This window comes from Pseudomonas sp. PDM25 (assembly GCF_019219045.1).
Taxonomy (GTDB): Bacteria; Pseudomonadota; Gammaproteobacteria; order Pseudomonadales; family Pseudomonadaceae; genus Aquipseudomonas.
Genome location: NZ_JAHUWL010000002.1, coordinates 199203 through 223571, shown reverse-complemented (window position 1 = coordinate 223571; position 24369 = coordinate 199203). Strand labels below are relative to the sequence as shown.

The window sequence follows — 24369 nt, the reverse complement described above, 5'->3', positions numbered from 1 at the left end:
ATTCTCCATGGGCGCAAGCATTCTCACCGCGAAGAACCTCAGCAAAGTGGTTCCCAGCGCGGAAGGTGAACTGACCATCCTGCACGAACTGAGCCTGAAACTGAACAAGGGCGACAGTCTGGCCATCGTCGGTGCCTCCGGTTCCGGCAAATCCACCCTTCTGGGCCTGCTCGCCGGTCTCGATCTGCCAAGCAGCGGTGAAGTCACGCTCGCGGGTCAAGCCCTGAGCAACCTCGATGAAGACCAACGGGCGCGCATCCGCGCCGAGCATGTGGGTTTTGTCTTTCAATCATTCCAGCTGCTGGACAGCCTCAACGCCCTGGAAAACGTCATGCTGCCGTTGGAACTCGATGGCCGCAAAGACGCCCGTGAGCGCGCCACCGAACTGTTGCAACGCGTCGGGCTGGGCCAACGGCTGACCCATTCGCCCCGCCAGCTCTCCGGCGGAGAACAGCAGCGCGTGGCGATTGCCCGAGCTTTTGCCGCCGAGCCCGATGTGCTGTTCGCCGACGAACCCACCGGCAACCTCGACAGCCACACCGGCGAGCGCATCAGCGATCTGCTGTTTGAACTCAATCAGGAACGCGGCACGACCCTGGTGCTGGTGACCCACGATGAACGCCTGGCACATCGCTGCCGACGCCTGATCCGCCTCGACGCCGGCCTGCTCGTCCCGCCTCTGGAGGTTTAATGGCACGCCTGCCGCTGTTGCGCCTGTTCAGTCTTGCCATCCGCCAACTGCTGCGCGACGCTCGCGCCGGTGAGTTGCGCGTGCTGTTTTTTGCCTTGCTGGTGGCCGTGGCGGCGAGTACCGCCATCGGCTACTTCGGCGCCCGCCTGAACGGCGCCATGATGCTGCGCGCCACCGAGTTTCTCGGTGCCGACTTGCTGCTTGAAGGCAGCTCTCCGGCACGGCCCGAACAGATTAAAAGCGGCACGGAACTGGGCCTCGAACACGCTCAAGTGGTGGAGTTTTCCAGCGTCATCGCCACTGACAATGGCATTCAGTTGTCCAGCATCAAGGCTGCCGATGACGTCTACCCACTGCGCGGCGAACTGAAAAGCGCCCCGGCGCCCTTCGCCCCGGAAGAACCCGGTGGCGGACCGAAACCCGGTGAAGCCTGGGTCGAAGCGCGACTGTTGACGGCGCTGGACCTGAAGATCGGCGACAGCATCGACGTCGGTATGCGAACCCTCAAACTGGCGCGAGTGCTGACCTACGAACCGGATCGCGCCGGCAATTTCTACAGCCTGACACCGAGGGTGCTGATCAACCTCAGCGATCTCGCCGCGACCGGCGTGGTGCAACCCGGCAGCCGGGTCAGTTACCGCGAACTCTGGCGCGGTAAAGCCGAGGCGCTGGAAGCCTATCGTCAATTGATCAAACCCGGCCTGGCCGCCAACCAGCGTTTGCAGGATGCCCGTGATGGCAACCAACAGATCGGCGGCGCCTTGGGCAAGGCCGAGCGTTATTTGAACATGGCCAGCCTGGTGGCAGTTCTACTGTCGGGTGTGGCGGTGGCGCTGTCGGCTACGCGCTTCGCCACCCGCCGATTCGATGCCAGTGCATTGCTGCGTTGCCTGGGGCTGTCCCGACGGGAAACCATGGTGCTGTTCAGTTTGCAACTGATGGTGCTCGGGCTGCTCGCCAGCATCAGCGGCGCCCTCATCGGCTGGTTCGCGCAGCTGGGTCTGTTTGCGCTGCTGCATGATTTATTACCCACCGACGTTCCACCGGGCGGTCTGTTTCCTGCCATTGCCGGGATTGGCACCGGACTGGTGGCGCTGGCCGGTTTTGCCTTGCCGCCACTGGCGGCACTGGGCAGGGTTCCGCCATTGCGGGTATTGCGTCGAGACATGCTGCCGATTCCTTCCAGCACCTGGATGGTTTACGGCGCGGCATTGGGCGCCCTTGGGCTGATCATGTGGCGCCTGAGCCTGGACCTGCTGCTGACGTTCGCCCTGCTCGGCGGTGGCGTGATCGCAGCGCTGATCCTTGGCGGCTTGCTGTTGCTGCTTCTGAAGAGTCTGCGTCGAATGCTGGCGCGCGCCTCTTTGCCGTGGCGCCTCGGGCTGGGCCAATTGCTGCGTCATCCACTGGCGGCGGCTGGGCAATCCCTGGCCTTCGGCTTGATTCTGCTGTCCATGGCGCTGATCGCATTGTTGCGCGGCGAGTTGCTGGACACCTGGCAGAACCAGCTACCGAAAAACGCGCCCAACTATTTCGCGCTGAACATTTTGCCGGCGGACAAACAGGCGTTCACCGACCGCCTGATCGAATTGTCGGCGCAATCGGCGCCGCTATACCCGGTGGTACCTGGACGGCTGATCAGCATCAACGGCGAGCCGGTACAGGAAATCGTCAGCAAGGATTCGGCCGGTGACCGAGCGATCCAGCGCGACCTGAGCCTGACGTGGGCGGCGGATTTGCCGGCGGGCAACAAACTCACGGCGGGTAACTGGTGGGCCGAACAGACGCCGGACGATATCCCCGGCGTATCGGTGGAAGGCAAAGTCGCCGAAAGCCTGAAACTCAAGCTCGGCGATCACATGGTGTTTACCGTGGGCGGCGTCAATCGCGAAGCGAAAGTCACCAGCCTGCGGGACATCAACTGGGACAACTTCCAGCCTAACTTCTTCATGATCTTCCAGCCCGGCACACTGAAGGATCTGCCAGCGACCTACCTGACCAGTTTTTATCTGGCGGCCGGTCATGATCAGCAGATCGTGGATCTGTCCCGGGCGTTTCCGGCGGTGACCATCTTGCAAGTCGAAGCCTTGCTCGAACAGCTGCGCAGCATCCTCGCCCAAGTCACCCTGGCGGTGGAATATGTGTTGTTGTTCGTGTTGGCGGCGGGGATGGCAGTGTTGTTTTCAGGGCTGCAAGCGACGCTCGATGAACGCATTCGACAAGGCGCCTTGTTGCGAGCGCTAGGGGCCGAGCGGCAACTGTTGGTCAAGGCCCGGCGGATCGAATTCGGTTTGCTGGGGGCGGTCAGCGGATTGTTGGCGGCGCTGGGTTCGGAACTGGTAAGTATGGTGCTCTACCGCTACGCCTTCGACCTGCCGTGGCACCCGCATCCGTGGTTGTTGGTGCTGCCACTGATCGGTGCGGTGCTGATCGGGGGAGCCGGTGTGTTTGGTACGCGCCGTGCGCTGAACGCCAGCCCCCTGACAGTCTTGCGCGAGGGTTGATAGACTCAAGCTCTCTCTATCACAAGAAGTTGCCATGAGCCGTTATCGCCCTCCCCGCCCCGCTGGCACCGCGCTGATCACCCCCGAAGGTGAAGCGCGGATGCGGGCCGAGTTTCATGAGCTCTGGCATGTTCGGCGGCCGCAGGTGACACAGTCAGTCAGCGAGGCCGCGGCACAGGGCGATCGCTCGGAAAACGCCGAATACACCTACGGCAAAAAAATGCTGCGCGAGATCGACAGTCGCGTACGTTTTCTTACCAAGCGGCTGGAAGCGCTCAAAGTCGTCAGCGAAAAACCGAGCGATCCGAACAAGGTTTATTTTGGCGCTTGGGTCACGATTGAAGACGAGGACGGCAAAGAGTCGCGCTATCGAATCGTCGGGCCAGATGAACTTGACTTGAAACAGGGCCTGATCAGCATCGATTCGCCGCTGGCCCGTGCCCTAATCGGCAAGGCGCTGGACGCCGAAGTTCGGGTCCAGACACCGACCGGTGAGCAGTGCGTGTACATCGTGGCGATCGACTATCTTTGAGCCGCTGCGCTCTAAACCTCAACGACGGGTAATCAGCCCCTGTCGGGCAACGCGAATCAATTGCTTGATCACTTCGGGGGCGTCCTGGAGGCTGGGCGATTGAATCACCGCCAGATCGAAACTGTCGCTGGCAAATCGAGCCAGCGATTCACCCTCTTCGACAAACTGGATCAGGAAGGCCGCAGGCCCACCGGTGCGACGTGGCCAGCCATCGAGATAACGCAAAAGTGTCGGCTGATGTTTGCCGCCAAGCAGGATTTTTGGATTGCGCTGGGTGAGGTGTGCCGTGATCGGCGCGGGGCGTATAACTGGGCTTAGTGCATTCATTGTGTCGTGTCTCTGCCTCAAAAGTCTGCATGGCAGGTGAGAGGCAACACCGAACCAGCGCTTTAGCGGTATTTCGAAGCCTGTTTCAAGCTTCTATCGGCAACTGAATGAGTCACCTGGCGCCCCGCAAGTAGCTGTTTAAATCGGCGCATGAGCAGCATCCTAGAGAAGCTGACCGGACAGTGTCAAGAATGACGAGCAACAAAAAGGCCCGCAATGCGGGCCTTTTCATTGAGCCAGAGCGGTCAGCCGGCGATAGCGCGGTCAGCCGAGAGCTTGCCGGCGCCTTCGATCAGCACCGCGATAGTGCCACCGAGCAGGGCCAGGGCGAATTCATAGCCGTTGTTGACCATGAACAGACCGTGAGGGAGATGCACCGAGAAGATCGCCACCAGTGAGAGGATGGTCAGGCCGAGGGCTGCCGGGCGAACCAGCAAGCCAATGATCAATGCCAGGCCGGCGAAGAACTCGGTACCGCCCGCCAGCGTCGCCATCAGATAGCCCGGCGCCAGGCCGATGCTTTCCATGTACTGCGCCGTGCCCGCCAGGCCGTAACCACCGAACGCCCCAAAGAGTTTCTGCGAGCCGTGGGCAGCGAAGATGATGCCGACGAAAATCCGCAAGACAGTCAGGCCGTAGCCAGCGCGGGTAAACAGTACCTTGTTGATCAGTGTGCTCATGCTGTGTCATCCGTTGTCAGTGTGTGTTGGTTGGCCGCTATATTAATCAGTAAATCTCATGTTAAAAGCGCAATTAACGCGCCATAACAATCAGTTTATTCGATTATTTGCGTGAGGCAACTTTCTGCCCCTGGGGCTCCAACGACTCCCGCTCCCGATCGAACGCCAGGTAATACTTGTTCACGCTATTAACATAGCTGACGGCGCCCATTCCCACCTGCTCCATGGCGATGCGTTCGACCTGGAAGAACCACTGATTGGGATTCAAACCGCGCCGACGAGCCTCGGCACGCATCCCCTGAACCCGCTCCGGCCCCATGTTGTAGGCCGCCAGCACGAACGCCATGCGCTCGCGCTCGTTGAGTTTGGGGCTGGCAAAAAACTTGCGACGAATCATCGCCAGGTACTTGGCCCCGGCCTGCACATTGGCGTCGAGATTCTGAATGTTGTCGACCCCCACCCGCTGGGCGGCGGACGGGGTGATCTGCATCAGGCCGGTAGGGCCGCTGCCACTGCGGGCATTGGGTTGCAGGGCCGATTCCTTGAACGCCAGCGCCGCCAGATTCAACCAGTCCATGCCTTGGGCTTCAGCGTGTTTTTGCAGCACCGGTCGAAGTTTTTCGAGGCGCTGCCGATCAGCCTTGGCCAATGGATAGTGCACTTGATACAGACGTCGATAGATCCGCATGAACGCGGCATCCTGATCCGATGGTTTTTTGTAACCGCTCAGGAAGCGATCAATGCTCGCGCGCAACATTGAGGCGTCGCGGCGCACGAACCAGAACTCTTCGCCCGGTTCGCTGATGAGCACCTGCCGATCGAAACGCAATTTGGGCAGGATCTTGCCCCAGCGCTCGGCAATGGGTTGCTCGACGATCGTCAGGTGAAAGATTCCGCCCTGGACCATCTCCAGCACATCCTCGACCGCCAGACTGGGATCGACCCACTCGATGGTCACCGGTGGCAGTTTGAGCAAGGCGAGCTTTTGATTGATCTGGCTGACCGCGTCCCCGGCGGCACTGCCGGTGGGCAACGCCAGGGTTTTGCCGGAGAGTTGTTCGAGACGGGTATAACGTCGCTCGCCTTTGATCCCGACCAATATCAACGGGATGTTGCTGGCAATCGGTTCACTGGTGCTGACCGCGTGGCCCGGTTGCAGGTCCAGCAGTTCCCCCGGTGCGACCAGATCACCCTCGCCGCGCTGCAAAGCACCGATCAGTTGATCCTTGCCCTTGGGAATGATCTTTAGGGTAATTTCCTGACCGTCACGGGCGTGACCGTTGAGGTACTGCTCGAAGGCACGCAAACGGTGGTACTCAACACCGATGGCCTGCCCCTGGACTTCGCCGGAGCTGTTGCGGCTCTGGTTGACCAGCACCCGCAACACACGACTGCTGCGGATTTCCGCCAAGTCTCGCACTTTGGTCGAAGGCACGGCTTGCAACGGCCCGGCCAGACGCGCAACCGCCGGCATCGGCAGCAGCAACGAACAACACAGCAGTAGCAAAACCGAGGGACGTATCATCCACTCTCCAGAAAGAATACTGGGCCGACTTCAAGAATTTTCATGAAATCGAACGACAGAAACAGAGCGCCGTGAGCGCTGGCAAAGTGCGAAAGACTGGCACAGTGATGGCACCCTGGCCACCCTGACCTGTCTCGCGGCACCAAGAGACAGCTATAACTCGTTGTAGTTCTTGGCTTTTCTTATAAATCTACAGCTCTGATATGCTTTCCGGCCTTTGGTCCGAGGTAGCACCATGCAACTCATCGATATCGGCGTCAACCTGACCAACCCCAGTTTTGCCGACAAGCACCAGGCTGTACTCGACCGCGCCTACGCTGCCGGGGTCTGCCAATTGGTGCTCACCGGCACCAGTGTCGAGGGCAGCGAGCAGGCGCTGGAACTGTGCCGGCAACTGGATGAAACGGCTCAACGGCTGTTCGCCACGGCCGGCATTCACCCGCACTGCGCCAGCGACTGGAACGCCGACAGCGCCCAGCGTCTGCGCAGTTTGCTCAAGGAGCCAAACGTTGTGGCGGTGGGTGAATGCGGGTTGGATTTCAATCGTGATTTCTCGCCGCGCCCGCAGCAGGAAAAAGTCCTGGAAAAGCACTTGGAGTTGGCGGTCGAGCTGCAATTGCCGGTGTTCCTCCACGAGCGCGATGCCAGCCAGCGCTTGCTGGAAATCCTTCGCGATTACCGTGATCAGTTGCCGGCCGCCGTGGTGCATTGCTTCACGGGCGAAAAGAAGGCGCTGTTCAGTTACCTCGATCTGGATTTGCACATCGGTATCACCGGCTGGATCTGCGACGAGCGCCGGGGCACGCACCTGCATCCACTGGTGAAAGAGATCAAGCGGGGACGGTTAATGCTGGAGAGCGATGCGCCGTATCTGTTGCCGCGCAGTCTGCGACCCAAGCCGAAGAATGGTCGCAACGAACCGGCATATCTGACCGAAGTGTTGCGGGAAGTGGCGCTGCATCGGGGGGAGAGCGAGGAAGATCTGGCAGCTCACAGCACGGCGTGTGCGCGAGCATTCTACGGGTTGCCAATGGTCGACTGACGAACCGAACCTGTGGGAGCGGGCTTGCTCGCGAAAGCGGTTGAACAGTCAAAATTGATTTTGAATGTCCGTCCGCTTTCGCGAGCAAGCCCGCTCCCACATTAATCAGTGGCTGTTGCGCAACATTTCTTTGGGCACGTACTTGCCGATCTCGAACTTGCCGATCGCCGCGCGGTGCACTTCGTCTGGACCGTCGGCCAAGCGCAGGGTGCGTTGCATCGCATACATATAAGCCAGTGGGAAATCGTTGGACACCCCTGCCCCGCCATGGATCTGGATCGCCCGGTCGATCACCCGCAAGGCCACGTTCGGTGCGACAACCTTGATCTGAGCGATTTCGCTTTTCGCAATCTTGTTGCCGACGGTGTCCATCATGTACGCCGCTTTTAATGTCAGCAGCCGAGCCATGTCGATTTCCATCCGCGAGTCGGCGATCTTGTCGATGTTGCCGCCCAGGCGTGCCAAAGGTTTACCGAACGCAGTACGGGTTACCGCCCGTTTGCACATCAGTTCCAATGCACGTTCAGCCATGCCGATTGAGCGCATGCAGTGGTGAATCCGTCCCGGGCCAAGGCGACCCTGAGCGATTTCGAAGCCGCGTCCTTCGCCCAGCAGGACGTTTTCGTACGGCACGCGGACGTTTTCGAACAACACTTCGGCGTGACCGTGGGGTGCGTCGTCGTAACCGAACACGGGCAACGGACGAACGATCTTCACGCCCGGGGCATCCACCGGCACCAGAATCATCGAGTGCTGCGCATGACGCGGCGCGTCAGGATCGCTCAGGCCCATGAAGATCAGAATCTTGCAGCGTGGATCGCAGGCGCCTGAAGTCCACCATTTTTTGCCGTTGATTACCCACTCGTCGCCATCACGCACGGCGCGGGCGGCCATGTTGGTGGCGTCAGACGAGGCCACGTCCGGTTCAGTCATGGCGAACGCCGAACGGATCTCGCCGCGCAGCAACGGTTCGAGCCAGCGTTGCTTCTGCTCTTCGTTGGCGTAACGCACCAGCACTTCCATGTTCCCGGTGTCTGGCGCGGAGCAGTTGAACGGCTCCGGGCCCAGCAGCGAACGACCCATGATTTCGGCCAACGGCGCGTATTCGAGGTTGGTCAGGCCGGCGCCGAGTTCGGACTCAGGCAGAAACAAATTCCACAAACCTTCAGCCTTGGCCTTGAGTTTGAGCTCCTCCATGATTGCGGTCGGCTGCCAGCGATCGCCCTCGGCGACCTGGCGCTCGAACACCGCTTCGGCGGGATAAACGTAGGTGTCCATGAACGCGGTCACGCGCTCACGCAGTTCTTGCACCTTGGGCGAATAAGCGAAATCCATGGGCAGCTCTACCTTTTGACTGAGGGTTTTGATGAGTTGTTCAGGTCATGCATTCGATGCTAGAACAGCTACGAAAATTTACCTAGCCTATTCTCGGCGTGTATTAACATTCATCACCGATATATGATCGGGTGATCGCCAAGGCCTCCGGCCACAACAAAAAGCCCCAAACAATAAGAGTGCCGCGCAATGAATCTGAGCAAGGTCGACCTCAACCTTTTCATCGTCTTCGACGCGATCTACACCGAAGCCAACCTGACCCGCGCCGGGCAGATTGTCGGCATTACTCAACCGGCAGTCTCGAACGCCCTGGCCCGTCTGCGCGAGACCTTCAATGACCCGTTGTTCGTGCGTACCGCTCAGGGCATGGTCCCGACGCCCATGGCGCAGAACATTATCGGGCCGGTGCGCAACGCCCTCTCCCTGCTGCGGGTGTCGGTGCAGGAAAGCCGTATTTTCAACCCGTTGCAGGCGGTCAAGACCTACCGCATCAGCATGACCGACCTCACTGAAGCGGTGATCCTGCCGCCGCTGTTCCAGCGCCTGCGTCGCCTGGCACCGACGGTGATCATCGAAAGTTTCCTGTCCAAGCGCCGCGAGACCACCAAGGAACTGGCGGCCGGGCGTCTTGATTTCGCCGTCGATGCCCCCCTCAACACTGACCCGCAAGTGCGCCACGTCAAGTTGATGGAGGACCGTTACGTGTGCGCCATGCGCAAGGGCCATCCGCTGGCGGGCAAAGAAAAGTTCACCCTCGACGATTACCTGTCGCTGACCCATATCCATATCTCCAGCCGCCGCAGCGGACTGGGCCATGTTGACCTGGCCTTGGGCAAAATGGGCATCCAGCGCAAGATCGCCCTGCGGTCCCAGCATTACTTGATGGCATCCCAGGTGTTGCAGCAGACCGACATGGTGATGACCGTGCCGGAACGCTTTGCCCGTCGCCATGATTTGTATTCGGTGAACCTGCCGGTCAACGATGTGCCGCCGGTGGAAACCCACCTTTATTGGCACGAAAGCACTGACCAGGACCCGGCCAACCGCTGGATGCGCGAGCAGATGATCGAGTTGTGCCAGCAGGTGACGGCACATGAGAAGAAGCTCGATAAAGTGTAGGACTTGGCACCGCGTCATCGTTCTTCGCGAGCAAGCCCGCCCCCACATTCGATCGCATTCTTTCTGAAAGAACTGGGTTAAATGTGGGAGCGGGCTTGCTCGCGAATGGGCCCGCAAGAACACTGAAGATTCATGCTGCTTGACGTAAACGTCAACCTGCCATTAGCTTAGCGCCATGACCTTTTTCGAGCGCTTCCATGAGCAGCCAGACCTATAGCATTTCCGACCTCGCCCGCGAACTCGACATCACCACCCGGGCCATTCGCTTTTATGAAGAGCAAGGCCTGCTCAGCCCCGAGCGACGCGGTCAGGAACGCATTTACTCGCCCCGTGACAAGGTCAGCCTGAAGCTGATCCTGCGGGGTAAGCGCATTGGTTTCTCCCTGGCCGAATGCCGCGAGTTGATCGAACTCTATGACCCCACCGGTGGCAATCAGAAACAGCTGCAAACCATGCTGACCAAAATCGCCGAACGCCGCGAACAGCTGGAGCAGCAGATGCTAGACATCGAACAGATGAAGCTGGAACTGGACACCGCGCAGGAGCGTTGCACCCAGGCGCTGGAACAGACCATCAAAAACCAGCAAGTCATTCAATAGGTCTACACAAATCTAATGTGGGAGCGGGCTTGCTCGCGAAGGCGATCAGTCAGCCAACCTCAATGTTGAATGTAAGTCCGCTTTCGCGAGCAAGCCCGCTCCCACATTTGAACAGTGTTCGTCCATAACAATAGGTCCATTGCCATGTCCCTCCCCACTCACGTACGCCTGGTCGAAGTCGGTCCACGCGACGGTCTGCAAAACGAAGCCCAACCCATCAGCGTTGCGGACAAGGTGCAACTGGTCGACGCGCTGACCGCCGCCGGGCTCGGCTATATAGAAGTCGGCAGTTTCGTGTCGCCCAAATGGGTACCGCAAATGGCCGGTTCCGCCGACGTCTTCGCGCAAATCCAGCGCAAGCCTGGCGTGACGTATGGTGCACTCGCCCCGAACCTGCGCGGGTTTGAAGACGCCATTGCAGCCGGGGTCAAGGAAGTCGCGGTCTTCGCTGCCGCGTCGGAATCGTTTTCCCAGCGCAATATCAATTGCTCGATCAGCGAAAGCCTGGAGCGTTTCGTGCCGATCATGGACGCCGCCAGGCAACACGGTGTCAGCGTGCGCGGTTACGTGTCCTGTGTGCTGGGCTGCCCTTACGAAGGTAACGTCGCGCCTGCACAAGTCGCTCGGGTCGCTCGCGAGCTCTACGCGATGGGCTGCTATGAAGTTTCCCTGGGCGACACCATCGGCACCGGCACCGCTGGCGCGACCCGCAAGATGATCGACGTGGTGTCGGCCGATGTACCCCGTGAAAAACTGGCCGGGCACTTCCACGACACCTATGGCCAGGCCATGGCCAACATTTACGCCAGCCTGCTGGAAGGCATCTCGGTGTTCGACAGCTCCATCGCCGGCCTCGGCGGCTGCCCATACGCCAAGGGCGCCAGCGGTAACGTCGCGACCGAAGACGTGGTTTACCTGCTCAATGGCCTGGGTATCGAGACCGGTATCGACCTGGACGCCTTGATTCTGGCCGGTCAGCAGATTTGCACAGTGCTGGGGCGACCGACCGGTTCGCGCGTGGCCAAGGCTCGTAGCGCACAGTGAGTGCGCGGCTGTGCCGGGGTGTTACCGCCGCGTCTGAAACGTGGGGCGCAAGCGAGTAACACGGAAACAAATTGTCGGGTTTTGACGGAACGAAAAATCCGACAAAATCATAAACTATTGATTTAAAAGGATTTTTAAAAGTTGGCACGCCTTCTGCTATCTCTATGGCATAACAAGAACAAAAAAAGCGGCAAACCTAATAAAAATAAGACGTAACGACTCTGACATAACAAAAACAACACGGCAGAGACGCAGCTAACAGATTTTTTTGGAGAGGATGTGCTTTTCAGGGTGCTTTTCGGAGTAACCCGCAACCGGGCAGAGAACAATAAAACTACCTTCAGGTAGCTCCCGAACTGGTTGGATCGCTTAGCGAAAAAGTAGATCAGCGCTCAAAAAAATACGTTTGCTCTTGATCCCGGATGGGGATCGACAAAAACAGCGGTAAAGGGTCACGGTTTCCAAAAACAACAACAGACCGCCCCTCAATAATAAAAAAAGAGCACGCGCAACGACAAAATTAAAGGGGAGCTTCGGCTCCCCTTTGTGCTTTCCGGCATTCGTGTTTTCCTCGATCAAATTGTGGGAGCGGGCTTGCTCGCGAACGCGGCGTGTCAGTCACTGCATGTGTCGACTGATCCACCGCGTTCGCGAGCAAGCCCGCTCCCACAAGGGGAATGTTGTCAGTCTTGGTTACCGCGCAATTCCTCGATACTGATCTCACGCATCCGAAACTTCTGGATCTTCCCGGTCACGGTCATCGGAAACTCATCGACGAATTTAAAGTAACGCGGTGTCTTGAAGTGCGCGATGCGCTCCTTGCACCACGCTTGCAGCTCCTGCTCGGTAGCACTGTGGCCCGGATGGAATTTGATCCAGGCGACAATCTCTTCGCCATACCGCGAGCACGGAATCCCGATCACTTGCACATCCGCCACCGCCGGATGGGTAAAGAAGAACTCTTCCAGCTCCCGCGGGTAAACATTCTCACCGCCGCGGATGATCATGTCCTTGTTACGTCCGGCAATGCATACGTAGCCTTCGTCGTTCATGCTCGCCAGATCACCGGTGTGCATCCAGCCGGCCTGGTCGATGGCTTCCGCGGTGCCTTGCGGGTTGTTCCAGTAACCGAGCATCACGCTGTAGCCGCGGGTGCACAGCTCACCGATAGTGCCGCGCGGCACGAGATTGCCCGCCTCGTCGATGATCTTGCTTTCCAGTTGTGGCTGGGTGCGACCGACGGTGGTGACGCGCAATTCCAGTTCGTCTGACGGACCGGTCTGCAACGACACCGGACTTGTTTCCGTCATGCCGTAGGCAATCTGCACTTCGCTCATGTGCATTTCACTGATGACCCGACGCATCACTTCGATCGGACAGGTCGCCCCCGCCATGATCCCGGTGCGCAGGCTCGACAGATCGAATTCAGAGCGCTTTGGCTGATCGAGCATGGCGATGAACATGGTCGGTACGCCGTAAAGCGCGGTGGCCTTTTCTTCGGCGACGGTAGTCAGGGTCAGCAGTGGATCGAACGCATCGTTGGGATAAATCATGGTGCTGCCGTGGGTCATGCAACCGAGGTTGCCCATGACCATGCCGAAGCAGTGATACAGCGGCACCGGAATGACCAGGCGATCACTCGCGGTCAAGCCGAGGCTTTCGCCGACCATGTAACCGTTGTTGAGAATGTTGTAGTGACTGAGGGTCGCGCCCTTGGGGAAACCGGTGGTGCCGGAGGTGTACTGGATGTTTACCGCCTGGTCGAAATGCAGGCAGTGTTGACGTTCACTCAACTGCTGCGCCGACACGCTCCCCGCGAGATCGGTCAATTGCGACCACGGCAGGAAACCCGATGGCGGCTGAGCATCAAGGCTGATGACACCGCGCAGCTCCGGCAGGCGTTCGCTCTGCAATTTTCCGATGGATTGCTCAGCCAGCTCGGGAACGAGGCCCTGCAGCATCCCGTGATAGTCGGAGGTCTTGAAGGCACCGGCGCAGACCAGCCATTGGCAACCGGATTGCTTCAACACGTATTCGAGTTCGGAACTGCGGTAGGCCGGGTTGATGTTGACCAGAATCACGCCGATTTTCGCGCTGGCGAACTGGCTGATACACCATTGGGCGCAGTTCGGTGCCCAGATACCCAGACGATCACCGGTCTGCAAGCCCAGCGCCAACAGCGCTTTGGCATGCAGATCCACGGCTTCGGCCAGTTGCTGCCAGGTGTAGCGCAACTGTTGATGGCGCACGACCAGCGCCTCCCCGGTCGGGTACTGCGCAACGGTGTTATCGAACGCCTCGCCAATGGTCATCGCCAGCAAGGCTTTGTCCTGGGAACCACGGGTGTAACTGCGCTGCGGGTTTGCACTGGGTTGATCCATGACGACCCCTATTGTCTTTATTAGTGGGTTGCCGAACGTCACCTGTGGGAGCGGGCTTGCTCGCGAAAGCGGCGGGTCAATCGACATGAATGTTGAATGACAAACCGCATTCGCGAGCAAGCCCGCTCCCACAGAGTCGGTCCGCGTTACCGTGTCGAAACTGGCTCTACTCTCGCTCAAGTTGACGTTAACGTAAAGGGCGATTGACAGCCATTCGTCACAGGCTTACGTTAACGTAAAGGTGAGAACCAAATCACGGCCCTCCCTACCCTACAAAAATGCCAAAAGGTGACCCATGAGCTACCCATCCCTGAACTTTGCCCTCGGTGAAACCATCGACATGCTGCGCGATCAGGTTCAGTCCTTCGTCGCCAAAGAGATCGCACCACGCGCCGCTCAGATCGACATCGACAACCTGTTCCCCGCCGACCTGTGGCGTAAATTCGGCGACATGGGCCTGCTGGGTGTGACCGTCCCGGAAGAATACGGCGGTGCTGGCCTGGGTTACCTGGCGCACGTGGTGATCATGGAAGAAATCAGCCGCGGTTCGGCCTCGGTCGCCCTGTCCTACGGCGCGCACTCCAACCTCTGCGTCAACCAGATCAACCGCAATGGCAATCACGAACAGAAAACCAAATACCTGCCGAAGCTGATCAGCGGCGAACACATCGGCGCCCTGGCCATGAGCGAACCGAATGCCGGTTCCGACGTGGTGTCGATGAAACTGCGCGCCGATAAACGCGGCGATCACTACGTCCTCAACGGCAGCAAGACCTGGATCACCAACGGCCCGGACGCCAACACCTACGTGATCTACGCCAAGACCGACCTGGAAAAAGGCCCCCACGGCATCACCGCGTTCATCGTAGAACGTGATTCCAAAGGCTTCAGCCGCAGCAACAAATTCGACAAGCTCGGCATGCGCGGTTCCAACACCTGCGAGCTGTTCTTCGATGACGTCGAAGTACCGGAAGAAAACATCCTCGGCGTGCTCAATGGCGGCGTGAAGGTGCTGATGAGCGGCCTCGATTACGAACGCGTTGTCCTGTCCGGCGGCCCGACCGGGATCATGCAGGCCTGCATGGACTTGATCGTGCCGTACATCCACGACCGCAAGCAGTTCGGCCAAAGCATCGGCGAATTCCAGTTGATCCAGGGCAAGGTCGCCGACATGTACACCCAACTCAACGCCAGCCGCGCCTACCTCTATGCGGTAGCGCAAGCGTGCGAGCGCGGCGAAACCGCCCGCAAGGACGCCGCCGGCGTCATCCTCTACAGCGCCGAATGCGCGACCCGAATGGCCCTCGACGCGATCCAGATTCTCGGTGGCAATGGCTACATCAACGAATTCCCGGCCGGTCGTCTGCTGCGTGACGCCAAGCTGTACGAAATCGGTGCCGGCACCAGTGAGATCCGTCGCATGCTGATCGGTCGCGAACTGTTCAACGAAACCCGCTAAACGGAGCTGTCCATGGCTATCCTGCATACCCAGCTCAACCCCCGTTCGGCGGAGTTCGCGACCAACAGCGCGGCGATGCTCAAACAGGTCGACGACCTGCACACCCTGCTCACCAAAGTGCAGCAAGGTGGCGGCCCGAAGGCGCAAGAGCGCCACACCTCGCGGGGCAAACTGCTGCCTCGTGAACGGATCAATCGCCTGCTCGATCCGGGTTCGCCGTTTCTTGAGATCAGCCAATTGGCGGCCTACGAGGTGTATGGCGAAGACGTTCCGGCCGCTGGCGTGATTGCCGGGATCGGTCGCGTGGAAGGCGTCGAATGCATGATCGTCGCCAACGACGCCACCGTAAAAGGTGGCTCGTATTACCCGCTGACCGTGAAAAAACACCTGCGCGCCCAAACCATCGCCCAGCAGAATCGCTTGCCGTGCATCTATCTGGTGGACTCTGGCGGCGCCAACCTGCCACGTCAGGATGAGGTGTTCCCGGACCGTGAGCACTTCGGACGGATCTTCTTCAACCAGGCCAACATGAGCGCCATGGGCATCCCGCAAATCGCGGTGGTCATGGGTTCCTGCACTGCCGGTGGCGCGTACGTACCGGCCATGGCCGACGAAGCGATCATGGTGCGTGAGCAAGCGACGATTTTCCTCGCCGGCCCGCCGCTGGTAAAAGCCGCGACCGGTGAAGTGGTCAGCGCCGAAGACCTCGGCGGGGCCGATGTGCACTGCAAGATTTCCGGGGTAGCCGACCACTACGCCGAGAGCGACGAACACGCCTTGGCCATTGCGCGGCGCAGCATTGCCAACCTCAACTGGCGCAAACTCGGTGAGCTGCAACAGCGCACGCCGATCGCCCCGCTTTACGCCAGCGACGAGTTGTACGGCGTGGTGTCGGCGGATGCCAAGCAGCCGTTCGACGTGCGTGAAGTGATTGCGCGGTTGGTGGATGGTTCGGTGTTCGACGAATTCAAAGCACTGTTCGGGACGACCCTGGTGTGCGGCTTCGCCCATTTGCACGGTTACCCGATCGCGATCCTCGCCAACAACGGCATTCTGTTCGCCGAAGCCGCGCAGAAAGGCGCGCACTTCATCGAGCTGGCCTGTCAGCGCGGCATTCCGCTGCTGTTCCTGCAAAACATCACCGGTTTCATGGTCGGCCAGAAATACGAGGCCGGCGGCATCGCCAAGCACGGCGCGAAACTGGTGACCGCCGTGGCGTGCGCCAAGGTGCCGAAATTCACCCTGATCATCGGCGGCAGTTTCGGTGCCGGTAATTACGGCATGTGCGGGCGAGCTTACGATCCACGTTTCCTGTGGATGTGGCCGAACGCACGCATCGGCGTGATGGGTGCCGAGCAGGCGGCGGGTGTTTTGGTGCAGGTGAAACGCGAACAGGCCGAACGCAGTGGCCACGGTTTCAGCGCCGAGCAGGAAGCCGAGATCAAGCAACCGATCCTCGACCAATATGAAGAGCAGGGTCATCCCTACTACTCCAGCGCCCGGTTGTGGGACGACGGCGTCATCGACCCGGCGCAAACCCGCGATGTATTGGCCCTGGCCTTGTCGGCGTCGCTGAACGCGCCAATCGAACCGAGCCGCTTCGGCGTGTTCCGGATGTGATTTTCTGTAGGAGCGGGCTTGCTCGCGAAGGGTTCACCGCGGTTTACCTGATGCACCGCGTTATCGTTCTTCGCGAGCAAGCCCGCTCCCACAAGAGTTGTGGAGACGGATATATATGAGCGACTTCAACACCCTCGAACTGCTGACCGACCCGCGTGGTTTTGCGACCCTGTGGCTCAGCCGTGAAGAAAAGAACAACGCCTTCAACGCCGAAATGATCCGCGAACTGATCCTCGCCCTGGACAAAGTGTCGAGCGACACCAGCCTGCGGTTTCTGCTGGTGCGCGGACGCGGCAAGCATTTCAGCGCCGGCGCGGATCTGGCCTGGATGCAGCAATCGGCCGAACTCGATTACCACACCAATCTCGACGATGCCCGGGAACTGGCGGAGTTGATGTACAACCTCGCCAAGCTGAAAGTCCCGACGCTGGCGGTGGTGCAAGGCGCTGCATTCGGTGGTGCGCTGGGCCTGATCAGTTGCTGCGACATGGCCATCGGCGCCGATGACGCGCAGTTCTGCCTGTCGGAAGTGCGTATCGGCCTGGCCCCGGCGGTGATCAGTCCGTTCGTGGTGCAAGCCATCGGTGAGCGCGCGGCACGTCGCTACGCGCTGACTGCCGAGCGTTTCGGCGGACAACGAGCGCGGGAAATCGGCTTGTTGTCGGAGAGTTATCCGATCGCTGAGCTGGAGCAAAAAGTCGAACAGTGGATCGACAACCTGCTGCTCAACAGCCCGGCCGCCATGCGTGCCAGCAAGGATTTGCTGCGCGAAGTCGGCCACGGCGCGCTGACCCCGGCACTACGCCGCTACACCGAAAACGCCATCGCCCGCATCCGCGTCAGCCCCGAAGGTCAGGAAGGCCTGCGGGCCTTTCTGCAAAAACGTCCGCCGAGCTGGCAAGCCGAAACCACCACCAAGGAGCCGCGTTGATGAGCGCACCTGTTCTCACCACCCTGCTGGTGGCCAACCGCGGCGAAATCGCTTGCCGGGTGATGCGCACCGCCAAAGCCCTGGGCCTGACCACCGTGGCCGTGCACAGCGCCACCGACCGTGAAGCCCGACACAGCCGCGAAGCAGATATCCGCGTCGACCTCGGCGGCAGCAAAGCCGCTGATAGTTACCTGCAAATCGACAAACTGATCGCCGCCGCCAAGGCCAGCGGCGCTCAGGCGATTCATCCGGGTTATGGCTTTCTTTCCGAGAACGCCGGGTTCGCCCGTGCGATCGAAGATGCGGGCCTGATTTTCCTCGGCCCGCCCGCCTCGGCCATCGACGCCATGGGCAGCAAATCCGCCGCCAAAGCCTTGATGGAAACCGCCGGCGTGCCGCTGGTGCCTGGCTATCACGGCGAAGCTCAGGACCTCGACACCTTCCGCGACGCCTGCGAACGCATCGGTTATCCGGTGCTGCTCAAGGCCACTGCGGGCGGTGGCGGCAAAGGCATGAAAGTGGTCGAGGACGTCAGCCAGTTGGCCGAAGCCCTGGCCTCGGCCCAACGTGAAGCGAAATCCTCGTTCGGTGATTCGCGGATGCTGGTGGAGAAGTACCTGCTCAAACCGCGTCACGTGGAAATCCAGGTGTTCGCCGACCAGCATGGCAACTGCCTGTACCTCAACGAACGTGATTGCTCGATCCAGCGTCGGCACCAAAAAGTCGTTGAAGAAGCACCCGCTCCTGGCTTGAGCCCGGAACTGCGTCGCGCCATGGGTGAGGCCGCCGTGCGATCGGCACAGGCCATCGGTTATGTCGGCGCCGGCACTGTGGAATTCCTGCTGGATTCGCGGGGTGAGTTCTTCTTCATGGAGATGAACACACGCCTGCAAGTCGAACACCCGGTCACCGAAGCCATCACCGGCCTCGATCTGGTGGCCTGGCAGATTCGTGTGGCCCGTGGCGAAGCGCTGCCGATGACTCAGGCCGAGGTTCCGCTGATCGGCCATGCCATCGAAGTGCGGTTGTATGCCGAAGACCCGGGCAATGATTTCCTGCCGGCGACCGGTCGACTGGAGCTGTATCGTGAATCCGCGCAAGGTCCGGGACGACGGGTGGACAGTGGTGTCGAAGAAGGCGATGAGATCTCGCCGTTCTACGACCCGATGCTCGGCAAACTGATTGCCTGGGGCGAGGATCGTGAACAGGCGCGACTGCGGCTGCTCAGCATGCTCGATGAGTTTGCCATTGGCGGGCTCAAGACCAACATCAACTTCCTGCGCCGGATCGTTGGCCATCAGGCGTTTGCAGCGGCCGAACTGGATACCGGATTCATTCCGCGTTATCAGGAAGAACTACTGCCAGTCGCCTCAGACCTCAGTGACGAATTCTGGCAAGCCGCCGCCCAGGCTTTTGCTCAAAGCCAGCCGAGTTCTCCACGAGCCGATGACCCGGTTTCGCCTTGGGCCAACAGCAATGGTTTCCGTGCCGGACTGCCGACAGAAATCACCCTGCACTTGAGTTGTGAAAGCCAGGATCGCGCGCTGACATTGGGCGACGCTGATGCCCACACCGCTCAACTCAAGGGCGAGCAACTGCTGACCGAGCACAACGGCCTGCGCCGCCAGCATCGGGCAATCCGCCGGGGCGACGTTCTGTATCTGCAATGGGAAGGTGAATTGCGCCGCATCGAGTCCTACGACCCGATCAGCGCCGTCGAGGCCAGTCACAGCCATCACGGCGGGCTGACCGCGCCCATGAATGGCAGCATCGTGCGGGTATTGGTGCAAGCCGGGCAAACGGTCGAAGCCGGGGCGCAGTTGGTGGTGCTGGAGGCGATGAAGATGGAGCACAGCATTCGTGCGCCACACGCCGGGGTGATCAAGGCGCTGTATTGCCAGGAAGGCGAGATGGTCAGCGAAGGCAGTGCGCTGGTCGAGTTTGAAGAAGCATGAAATGAAGATCGGTCCTACGTCTTGCGAGGACCGATCTGATTAGAATTTAGCGGTTGCCTGGACCACTACGCCGATAATTCGGCACTCGTCGGTGAAGATAGCCTTCGGATAGGTCGGATTGAGCGGGACCAGGTAACGCTGCCCGCCCTCTTCGATCAGCTTGCGAAAGGTCGCCTCGGCGCTGTCCGGCCACTGGGCGATCACCAGTTTTCCGGGTTCCGGCACGATGGCCGGGTCCACCAGGATCATCATGCCCTCGGCAATGCTGATACCCGTGGGCGCGGTCATCGCATCGCCCACCACACTCAGCCAGAAGGCCGGGCCCTGGGCGTGGTAGTCGGTCAGCTCGAAGCGTTCCTCCTTGCGATACACCGTCAGCTCACCATCGCGCAGCTGCGCCGGCTCCTTCCAGTCACTGACCGGGTAGCGGAAGTACGGGTTGTACTTCAGCGCCAGAGGCATCTCCTCCTCTTCCAGGATGAGGGGTTCGCGGATCACCAGCACCACTTCGAGAAAGTCCATGCCCAGCGCCTTCAACACACGGTTCATGTTGACGACGCCGGGGTCGCGGCGTTTGTTCAGCCAGTGGCCGACGCCGCCCTGGGACATCCCGAGGCGATCTGCGAGTTCTTCTTGAGTGACTTTGAGTTCACTCATCTTGGCCTTGACCAATTCAATCCATTTATCCATGTGCGGCACGATACGTGGGCGCCTCCAGCCGTCAAAACACAAATTGTAGTATTTAATCTCTCGTCATAAATACAGTACGTACTAGGATGGGTTCACGGATCTGAATCTATCACGGAGTTTGCCATCGCCATGTCCATCCCCTGCAACGACCTGCCTGACATGCACATCGACACTTCCCTCACCTCGCCCAAAGGCTCTGCCGCCGCGCAACGAGCGCTGGACTATTACTTGAAACCAGCTGTTTCAGAGGACGTGGTCGAAGAACGTTTCTTTGACGTAAACCGCAACATCAGCTGCGAAGAGGCGCTGGTCCATGCCACCGATTTGCTGCGTTGTGCAGCCGCTATCGCGTACGAGTCAGCCAACAATTTGCAGGGCGCAAGTCGGGACCTGGCGATTTCGACGGTGCACATGATCGACATGGCCAGGGCGATGGTGGATCGATCCCTGGAGGGCGATCAGAACGGGTGAGACACGGGTACTGACAAGGAGGACGGGAAAGAACTTTCCAATCGCGCAGATAAAAACATTTGACTTGCAAACGAGAATGATTATTATTGCACGCAGCTGGTCGCGAGATCAGTCGATTGTCCAAGTGACCTTAGGTCGGTCTCCTGGACTATCTCCTCATCAGGCTAATCACGGTTTTTGACCCGGCTTTTTGCCGGGTCTTTTTTTTGCCAGTTATTCTGGCTTTACCTTCAGGCTAATGAAGTCTTTAGGTGCTGCAAATTCGAATGGCGCGGATGATATCAAAAGAATATCCATTGGCAAGAGAAGCCCGGCTTCATTGGCCCAAACTATTCATAAATAGCGCTTGAGAATCAATCGCACAGTCTCTAAGCTTCGTCGGCGTCAAGGAGGACGCCCCCCCGCTTCACCCAGAATTTCCCCCGGTTTTTCCCTTCCCAGCGTGTAAAGTAACAGCCATAAAATCATATTCAGGAATCGACTATGGCCGTGGCTAAATCCTCTTTCGACATCAGTGCCAACTTCGACAGTGGCAACATTGAAGTGCTGGACATCAGCAATCCGTTGCAAGCCCTGCTGGCCATCAAGCCAGACACCCGCAGCCAGCACTTTCAGTGGTTCCACTTCAAGGCCAGCGGTCTGCACGTCGGTCAGGAACACTGGTTTCGTCTGAACAATGCCAGCAAGTCCTCCTACAACAAAGCCTGGGATGGTTATCAGGCGGTGGCGTCCTACGACCACGTCAACTGGTTCCGGGTGCCGACCATTTTCGAAGGTGATTGCCTGCGCTTCAGCCTTGAAGCCACCGCCACCCACGCCTGGTTTGCTTACTTCGAACCCTACAGCCGTGGCCGTCACGACTGGCTGATCGAGCAAGCGCTGACCAAGGCTGGCACCGAACTGCTGGCCACCGGAAAAAGTGTCGAAGGTCGAGACATCCAGCTGCTGCGTAAAGGCACGGGCGCCGAAGGTCAGCGCAAAGTCTGGATCATCGCCCAGCAACACCCCGGCGAACACATGGCCGAATGGTTCATGGAAGGCGTGATCGAACGCCTGGAAAAACACGACGATCCTGTATTGAACAAACTGCTGACCAGCGCCGATCTGTATTTGGTGCCGAACATGAACCCGGACGGCGCTTTCCACGGTCACCTGCGCACCAACGCAATGGGCCAGGACCTGAACCGCGCCTGGCAGAGCGCCAGCCAGGAAATCAGCCCGGAAGTGCTGTTCGTTCAGCAACAGATGGAAAAGTATGGCGTGGATCTGTTCCTCGACATCCATGGCGATGAAGAAATCCCCTACGTGTTCACCGCCGGTTGCGAAGGCAACCCGGGTTACACGCCACGGATCGAAAAACTCGAAGAGCACTTCCGCAGTCATCTGAAGCACCTGACCAAGGACTTCCAGACCAAGCACGGCTACACCCGTGACGAACCGGGTAAAGCCAACATGACCCTGGCGTGCAACAGCGTCGGTCAGAAATTCGACTGCCTGTCGCTGACCCTCGAAATGCCCTTCAAGGACAACAACGATGCGCCGAATGCGCTGACCGGCTGGTCTGGCAAACGCTCGAAGCAATTGGGCAAGGATGTGCTGACGACCGTGGCGGAAATGGTCAACACCTTGCGCTGATGCGCAGAATCAAAAAATCGCAGGCTTCGCCAGCTCCTACGCCGACCGTGTGAACCGCACGAGTCTTTGTAGGAGCTGCCGCAGGCTGCGATCTTTTAGCCGCGATCCTTGCCCCGCAACATGCTGTCCAGCACGTCATCGCGGCGCACCCAACCGTGAAACAACGCCGCCGCCAAATGCAGCAGCACCGTCAGGAACAGCAAGTACGCCAGATACCCGTGAGCCTTGCGCAGGAACGCAAACACCTGCGCATTCGCCGGTACGATCGACGGCAACTGCAACGAGCTGCTGAGCATCACGGGATCCCCCGCCGCCGAAATCATCGCCCAACCCAGCAGCGGCAGAATCAACATCAAGGCGTACAGCAAAACATGCGAAGCCTTGGCCGCCAGCGCTTGCCAACCCGGCAGATCCGCCGGCAGCGGTGGCTGTTGCGTGGAAAAGCGCACGGCCAGGCGCACGACCACCAACAGCAAAATTGCGACGCCCAAAGGTTTGTGCAGATGAATCAGCCACTCATGACGCTCGGACACCGAAGCGGCCATGCCCGCACCGATAAACAGCATGGCAATGATCATCAGCGCCATCAGCCAGTGCAGCAATCGCGCTAAAGGCGCGAAGTGGTTCGGTTGAGCGCTCATTGATGAGACTCCTGTTTATTGGCAGAGGGCAACTGGCTGACTTCGCTGGTACGACGCAAGTAGGAAGTGGCGTACCCCGCTGAACGAGCGGCGAGCAATGGGTCGTCGGAACCTTCTATGCCGGCGGGCAGTACCAGCGGGTCGTAGTTGATGTCCCGGCATTCGCCATTGAGTTGCGGCTGGGTGCTTTCGAGCACGAGGGTGCCGGCGTTCAACACTTTGCGACCCTCGGGCCAGGCCTTGCTGGCGTCGTTGACCGGATCGCCAGGGTTGGCCAGCGTGATGTTCAACTGCCAACGCAGCGGCCCTGCGGAAATACGTTGAACCAGGTCTTTCTCGAGGAATTCACCACCCTCAGGCGCCGTAGCACCCGCGGCATCCTGAGCGACGGGCACCATGCTCCAGCGCACCGCTTGCCGTTGCCCGGCCGCGTTCACCAGGTAAAACGCATTGACGCTGTTGTAGGTTTCCGTCACGTAACTGGCCGACGGCTTGGCGGTTTTGATCCAGGCCAGGAACGGTGCAGCTTCCGGATGCGAACCGAAGAACGCTGGCACCGCAGCCGGGTTCGGCTTGCCGGTGGCCGGGTCCGGCGACTGGGCCTGCTGCAATTGATAGAACGCTTCGGGCGTACCCACCGGGAACACCGGCATGCTGTTCATCCCGGTGCGCCACTGCTGGCCGTTGGCCTGGGTGAAGCGCAACGCCAGGCTGCGGATCGGCACGCTGTTGTCTGGCGCATAAGGATTACCGGCCGGCAAGGCGAAACGCCCGACCACCGGGGTCCGCGCAACATTGAACACCTGAGCGCTGGAATAGCTGCGCGCCTCGCCACTGCTCTCGAAATGCCCGATCACGCACACGCCTTTGGAGTGGTTACGCCGGAAGCCGGGGTGCACGCCGTTGTTGGTCTCCAGCACATTGATCAGCTTTTTCGGGGTCAGGCGCTGTGGGTCAAAGGTGCCGTTGACGTAGGCAAAAGCCCCGGCCAGGGCGGCAACCACCACAGCGATACCGGCCAGACGCAATGTCAGGCTCGCGGCACTCAAGGGTGGCCGGGTTGGCGGTGATGAGCGATCTACCATGAAAGACTCCAGGGCCATCGGCCACAAGTGAGAAGGATCAAGCAGACGAACCCCGTGGCGGTTTATTCCATCGCCCGGTATTTATTTTTTCGGGCGTGGAATA

Annotated in this window: 21 protein-coding genes; 13 read left to right on the top strand and 8 right to left on the bottom strand. The window is 59.6% G+C overall.

What is annotated here, in order from left to right; translation table 11 throughout:
* The first annotated feature begins 7 nt into the window (after nucleotides 1-7).
* Genes KW848_RS03480 through greB form a run of 3 tightly spaced genes read left to right on the top strand, consistent with a single transcriptional unit; the run spans nucleotide 8 to nucleotide 3727 of the window.
* Nucleotides 8-691, top strand: coding sequence for an ABC transporter ATP-binding protein (locus tag KW848_RS03480; protein ID WP_008148510.1), 684 nt, complete (start codon nucleotides 8-10; stop codon nucleotides 689-691).
* Nucleotides 691-3195 carry an ABC transporter permease gene (locus KW848_RS03475; protein ID WP_218535744.1) on the top strand — a complete coding sequence of 835 codons (2505 nt, stop codon included), beginning with the start codon at nucleotides 691-693 and terminating at the stop codon, nucleotides 3193-3195. The genes KW848_RS03480 and KW848_RS03475 overlap by 1 nt, the downstream gene beginning before the upstream one ends.
* 34 nt (nucleotides 3196-3229) lie before the next feature.
* Nucleotides 3230-3727, top strand: a complete 498-nt coding sequence (gene greB / locus KW848_RS03470) for a transcription elongation factor GreB (protein ID WP_111449039.1) — start codon at nucleotides 3230-3232, stop codon at nucleotides 3725-3727.
* An 18-nt stretch (nucleotides 3728-3745) separates the two neighbouring features.
* Here the strand turns inward: greB and KW848_RS03465 are convergent, their stop codons facing one another.
* From KW848_RS03465 to KW848_RS03455, 3 genes are all read right to left on the bottom strand, one after another.
* Nucleotides 3746-4054: a class I SAM-dependent methyltransferase gene (locus KW848_RS03465; RefSeq protein WP_111449040.1), complete on the bottom strand. Its 309-nt coding sequence runs from the start codon at nucleotides 4052-4054 to the stop codon at nucleotides 3746-3748.
* Between the two features lie 245 nt (nucleotides 4055-4299).
* Nucleotides 4300-4734, bottom strand: coding sequence for a DoxX family protein (locus KW848_RS03460; protein WP_123366204.1), 435 nt, complete (start codon nucleotides 4732-4734; stop codon nucleotides 4300-4302).
* Between the two features lie 103 nt (nucleotides 4735-4837).
* Entirely contained in the window at nucleotides 4838-6259 is a 1422-nt protein-coding gene (locus KW848_RS03455) for a transglycosylase SLT domain-containing protein (RefSeq protein WP_218535742.1), read from the bottom strand.
* Nucleotides 6260-6494: 235 nt separating this feature from the next.
* Between KW848_RS03455 and KW848_RS03450 the strand changes: the two genes are divergently transcribed.
* Nucleotides 6495-7301: a TatD family hydrolase gene (locus KW848_RS03450; RefSeq protein ID WP_111449043.1), complete on the top strand. Its 807-nt coding sequence runs from the start codon at nucleotides 6495-6497 to the stop codon at nucleotides 7299-7301.
* Between the two features lie 105 nt (nucleotides 7302-7406).
* Here the strand turns inward: KW848_RS03450 and KW848_RS03445 are convergent, their stop codons facing one another.
* Nucleotides 7407-8636: an acyl-CoA dehydrogenase gene (locus tag KW848_RS03445; RefSeq protein ID WP_111449044.1), complete on the bottom strand. Its 1230-nt coding sequence runs from the start codon at nucleotides 8634-8636 to the stop codon at nucleotides 7407-7409.
* Between the two features lie 189 nt (nucleotides 8637-8825).
* Between KW848_RS03445 and KW848_RS03440 the strand changes: the two genes are divergently transcribed.
* The 3 genes from KW848_RS03440 (at nucleotide 8826) to KW848_RS03430 (ending at nucleotide 11398) form a co-directional block, all read left to right on the top strand.
* Entirely contained in the window at nucleotides 8826-9755 is a 930-nt protein-coding gene (locus tag KW848_RS03440; protein ID WP_008148497.1) for a LysR family transcriptional regulator, read from the top strand.
* A gap of 197 nt (nucleotides 9756-9952) precedes the next feature.
* The gene (locus KW848_RS03435; RefSeq protein WP_076027992.1) at nucleotides 9953-10354 is read left to right on the top strand and encodes a MerR family DNA-binding transcriptional regulator; all 402 of its coding nucleotides are present in this window, start codon (nucleotides 9953-9955) and stop codon (nucleotides 10352-10354) included.
* Nucleotides 10355-10498: 144 nt separating this feature from the next.
* Entirely contained in the window at nucleotides 10499-11398 is a 900-nt protein-coding gene (locus KW848_RS03430) for a hydroxymethylglutaryl-CoA lyase (RefSeq protein WP_218535740.1), read from the top strand.
* A 683-nt stretch (nucleotides 11399-12081) separates the two neighbouring features.
* On the opposite strand, the gene KW848_RS03425 is transcribed toward KW848_RS03430, so the two are convergent.
* Nucleotides 12082-13779, bottom strand: a complete 1698-nt coding sequence (locus KW848_RS03425) for an AMP-binding protein (protein WP_218535738.1) — start codon at nucleotides 13777-13779, stop codon at nucleotides 12082-12084.
* 295 nt (nucleotides 13780-14074) lie between these two features.
* Between KW848_RS03425 and KW848_RS03420 the strand changes: the two genes are divergently transcribed.
* The 4 genes from KW848_RS03420 to KW848_RS03405 all read left to right on the top strand — a co-directional run bounded on the left by KW848_RS03420 (nucleotide 14075) and on the right by KW848_RS03405 (nucleotide 19744).
* Complete coding sequence (locus KW848_RS03420) at nucleotides 14075-15238, top strand: isovaleryl-CoA dehydrogenase (protein ID WP_046047545.1); 1164 nt, start codon at nucleotides 14075-14077, stop codon at nucleotides 15236-15238.
* A 12-nt stretch (nucleotides 15239-15250) separates the two neighbouring features.
* Nucleotides 15251-16858 (top strand): carboxyl transferase domain-containing protein, encoded by a 1608-nt coding sequence (locus tag KW848_RS03415; protein WP_218535736.1) that lies wholly within the window; start codon nucleotides 15251-15253, stop codon nucleotides 16856-16858.
* A gap of 115 nt (nucleotides 16859-16973) precedes the next feature.
* Nucleotides 16974-17789: a gamma-carboxygeranoyl-CoA hydratase gene (locus KW848_RS03410; RefSeq protein ID WP_134099249.1), complete on the top strand. Its 816-nt coding sequence runs from the start codon at nucleotides 16974-16976 to the stop codon at nucleotides 17787-17789.
* The gene (locus KW848_RS03405) at nucleotides 17789-19744 is read left to right on the top strand and encodes an acetyl/propionyl/methylcrotonyl-CoA carboxylase subunit alpha (protein ID WP_218535734.1); all 1956 of its coding nucleotides are present in this window, start codon (nucleotides 17789-17791) and stop codon (nucleotides 19742-19744) included. The genes KW848_RS03410 and KW848_RS03405 overlap by 1 nt, the downstream gene beginning before the upstream one ends.
* 39 nt (nucleotides 19745-19783) lie before the next feature.
* Here KW848_RS03405 and KW848_RS03400 read toward each other — a convergent pair whose 3' ends face one another.
* Nucleotides 19784-20434: a LexA family transcriptional regulator gene (locus KW848_RS03400; RefSeq protein WP_111449051.1), complete on the bottom strand. Its 651-nt coding sequence runs from the start codon at nucleotides 20432-20434 to the stop codon at nucleotides 19784-19786.
* Between the two features lie 129 nt (nucleotides 20435-20563).
* On the opposite strand from KW848_RS03400, the gene KW848_RS03395 reads away from it, so the two are divergent.
* Both KW848_RS03395 and KW848_RS03390 read left to right on the top strand, forming a co-directional pair.
* The gene (locus KW848_RS03395) at nucleotides 20564-20905 is read left to right on the top strand and encodes a DUF6124 family protein (RefSeq protein WP_218535731.1); all 342 of its coding nucleotides are present in this window, start codon (nucleotides 20564-20566) and stop codon (nucleotides 20903-20905) included.
* A 483-nt stretch (nucleotides 20906-21388) separates the two neighbouring features.
* Nucleotides 21389-22540, top strand: a complete 1152-nt coding sequence (locus tag KW848_RS03390) for a M14-type cytosolic carboxypeptidase (RefSeq protein ID WP_192410488.1) — start codon at nucleotides 21389-21391, stop codon at nucleotides 22538-22540.
* Between the two features lie 95 nt (nucleotides 22541-22635).
* Here the strand turns inward: KW848_RS03390 and KW848_RS03385 are convergent, their stop codons facing one another.
* Nucleotides 22636-23181: a cytochrome b gene (locus tag KW848_RS03385; protein ID WP_111449054.1), complete on the bottom strand. Its 546-nt coding sequence runs from the start codon at nucleotides 23179-23181 to the stop codon at nucleotides 22636-22638.
* A complete protein-coding gene (locus KW848_RS03380) occupies nucleotides 23178-24266 on the bottom strand; it encodes a catalase family peroxidase (RefSeq protein ID WP_192410487.1) in 1089 nt (362 codons plus the stop codon). Before KW848_RS03380 ends, KW848_RS03385 begins: the two co-directional genes overlap by 4 nt.
* Nucleotides 24267-24369 lie beyond the last annotated feature (103 nt).

Bases quoted from the DNA above. Each gene is read 5' to 3' on its own strand.
- KW848_RS03480 (WP_008148510.1), top strand. From the start codon at position 8: ATGGGCGCAAGCATTCTCACCGCGAAGAACCTCAGCAAAGTGGTTCCC.
- KW848_RS03475 (WP_218535744.1), top strand. From the start codon at position 691: ATGGCACGCCTGCCGCTGTTGCGCCTGTTCAGTCTTGCCATCCGCCAA.
- greB (WP_111449039.1), top strand. From the start codon at position 3,230: ATGAGCCGTTATCGCCCTCCCCGCCCCGCTGGCACCGCGCTGATCACC.
- KW848_RS03465 (WP_111449040.1), bottom strand. From the start codon at position 4,054: ATGAATGCACTAAGCCCAGTTATACGCCCCGCGCCGATCACGGCACAC.
- KW848_RS03460 (WP_123366204.1), bottom strand. From the start codon at position 4,734: ATGAGCACACTGATCAACAAGGTACTGTTTACCCGCGCTGGCTACGGC.
- KW848_RS03455 (WP_218535742.1), bottom strand. From the start codon at position 6,259: ATGATACGTCCCTCGGTTTTGCTACTGCTGTGTTGTTCGTTGCTGCTG.
- KW848_RS03450 (WP_111449043.1), top strand. From the start codon at position 6,495: ATGCAACTCATCGATATCGGCGTCAACCTGACCAACCCCAGTTTTGCC.
- KW848_RS03445 (WP_111449044.1), bottom strand. From the start codon at position 8,636: ATGGATTTCGCTTATTCGCCCAAGGTGCAAGAACTGCGTGAGCGCGTG.
- KW848_RS03440 (WP_008148497.1), top strand. From the start codon at position 8,826: ATGAATCTGAGCAAGGTCGACCTCAACCTTTTCATCGTCTTCGACGCG.
- KW848_RS03435 (WP_076027992.1), top strand. From the start codon at position 9,953: ATGAGCAGCCAGACCTATAGCATTTCCGACCTCGCCCGCGAACTCGAC.
- KW848_RS03430 (WP_218535740.1), top strand. From the start codon at position 10,499: ATGTCCCTCCCCACTCACGTACGCCTGGTCGAAGTCGGTCCACGCGAC.
- KW848_RS03425 (WP_218535738.1), bottom strand. From the start codon at position 13,779: ATGGATCAACCCAGTGCAAACCCGCAGCGCAGTTACACCCGTGGTTCC.
- KW848_RS03420 (WP_046047545.1), top strand. From the start codon at position 14,075: ATGAGCTACCCATCCCTGAACTTTGCCCTCGGTGAAACCATCGACATG.
- KW848_RS03415 (WP_218535736.1), top strand. From the start codon at position 15,251: ATGGCTATCCTGCATACCCAGCTCAACCCCCGTTCGGCGGAGTTCGCG.
- KW848_RS03410 (WP_134099249.1), top strand. From the start codon at position 16,974: ATGAGCGACTTCAACACCCTCGAACTGCTGACCGACCCGCGTGGTTTT.
- KW848_RS03405 (WP_218535734.1), top strand. From the start codon at position 17,789: ATGAGCGCACCTGTTCTCACCACCCTGCTGGTGGCCAACCGCGGCGAA.
- KW848_RS03400 (WP_111449051.1), bottom strand. From the start codon at position 20,434: ATGGATAAATGGATTGAATTGGTCAAGGCCAAGATGAGTGAACTCAAA.
- KW848_RS03395 (WP_218535731.1), top strand. From the start codon at position 20,564: ATGTCCATCCCCTGCAACGACCTGCCTGACATGCACATCGACACTTCC.
- KW848_RS03390 (WP_192410488.1), top strand. From the start codon at position 21,389: ATGGCCGTGGCTAAATCCTCTTTCGACATCAGTGCCAACTTCGACAGT.
- KW848_RS03385 (WP_111449054.1), bottom strand. From the start codon at position 23,181: ATGAGCGCTCAACCGAACCACTTCGCGCCTTTAGCGCGATTGCTGCAC.
- KW848_RS03380 (WP_192410487.1), bottom strand. From the start codon at position 24,266: ATGGTAGATCGCTCATCACCGCCAACCCGGCCACCCTTGAGTGCCGCG.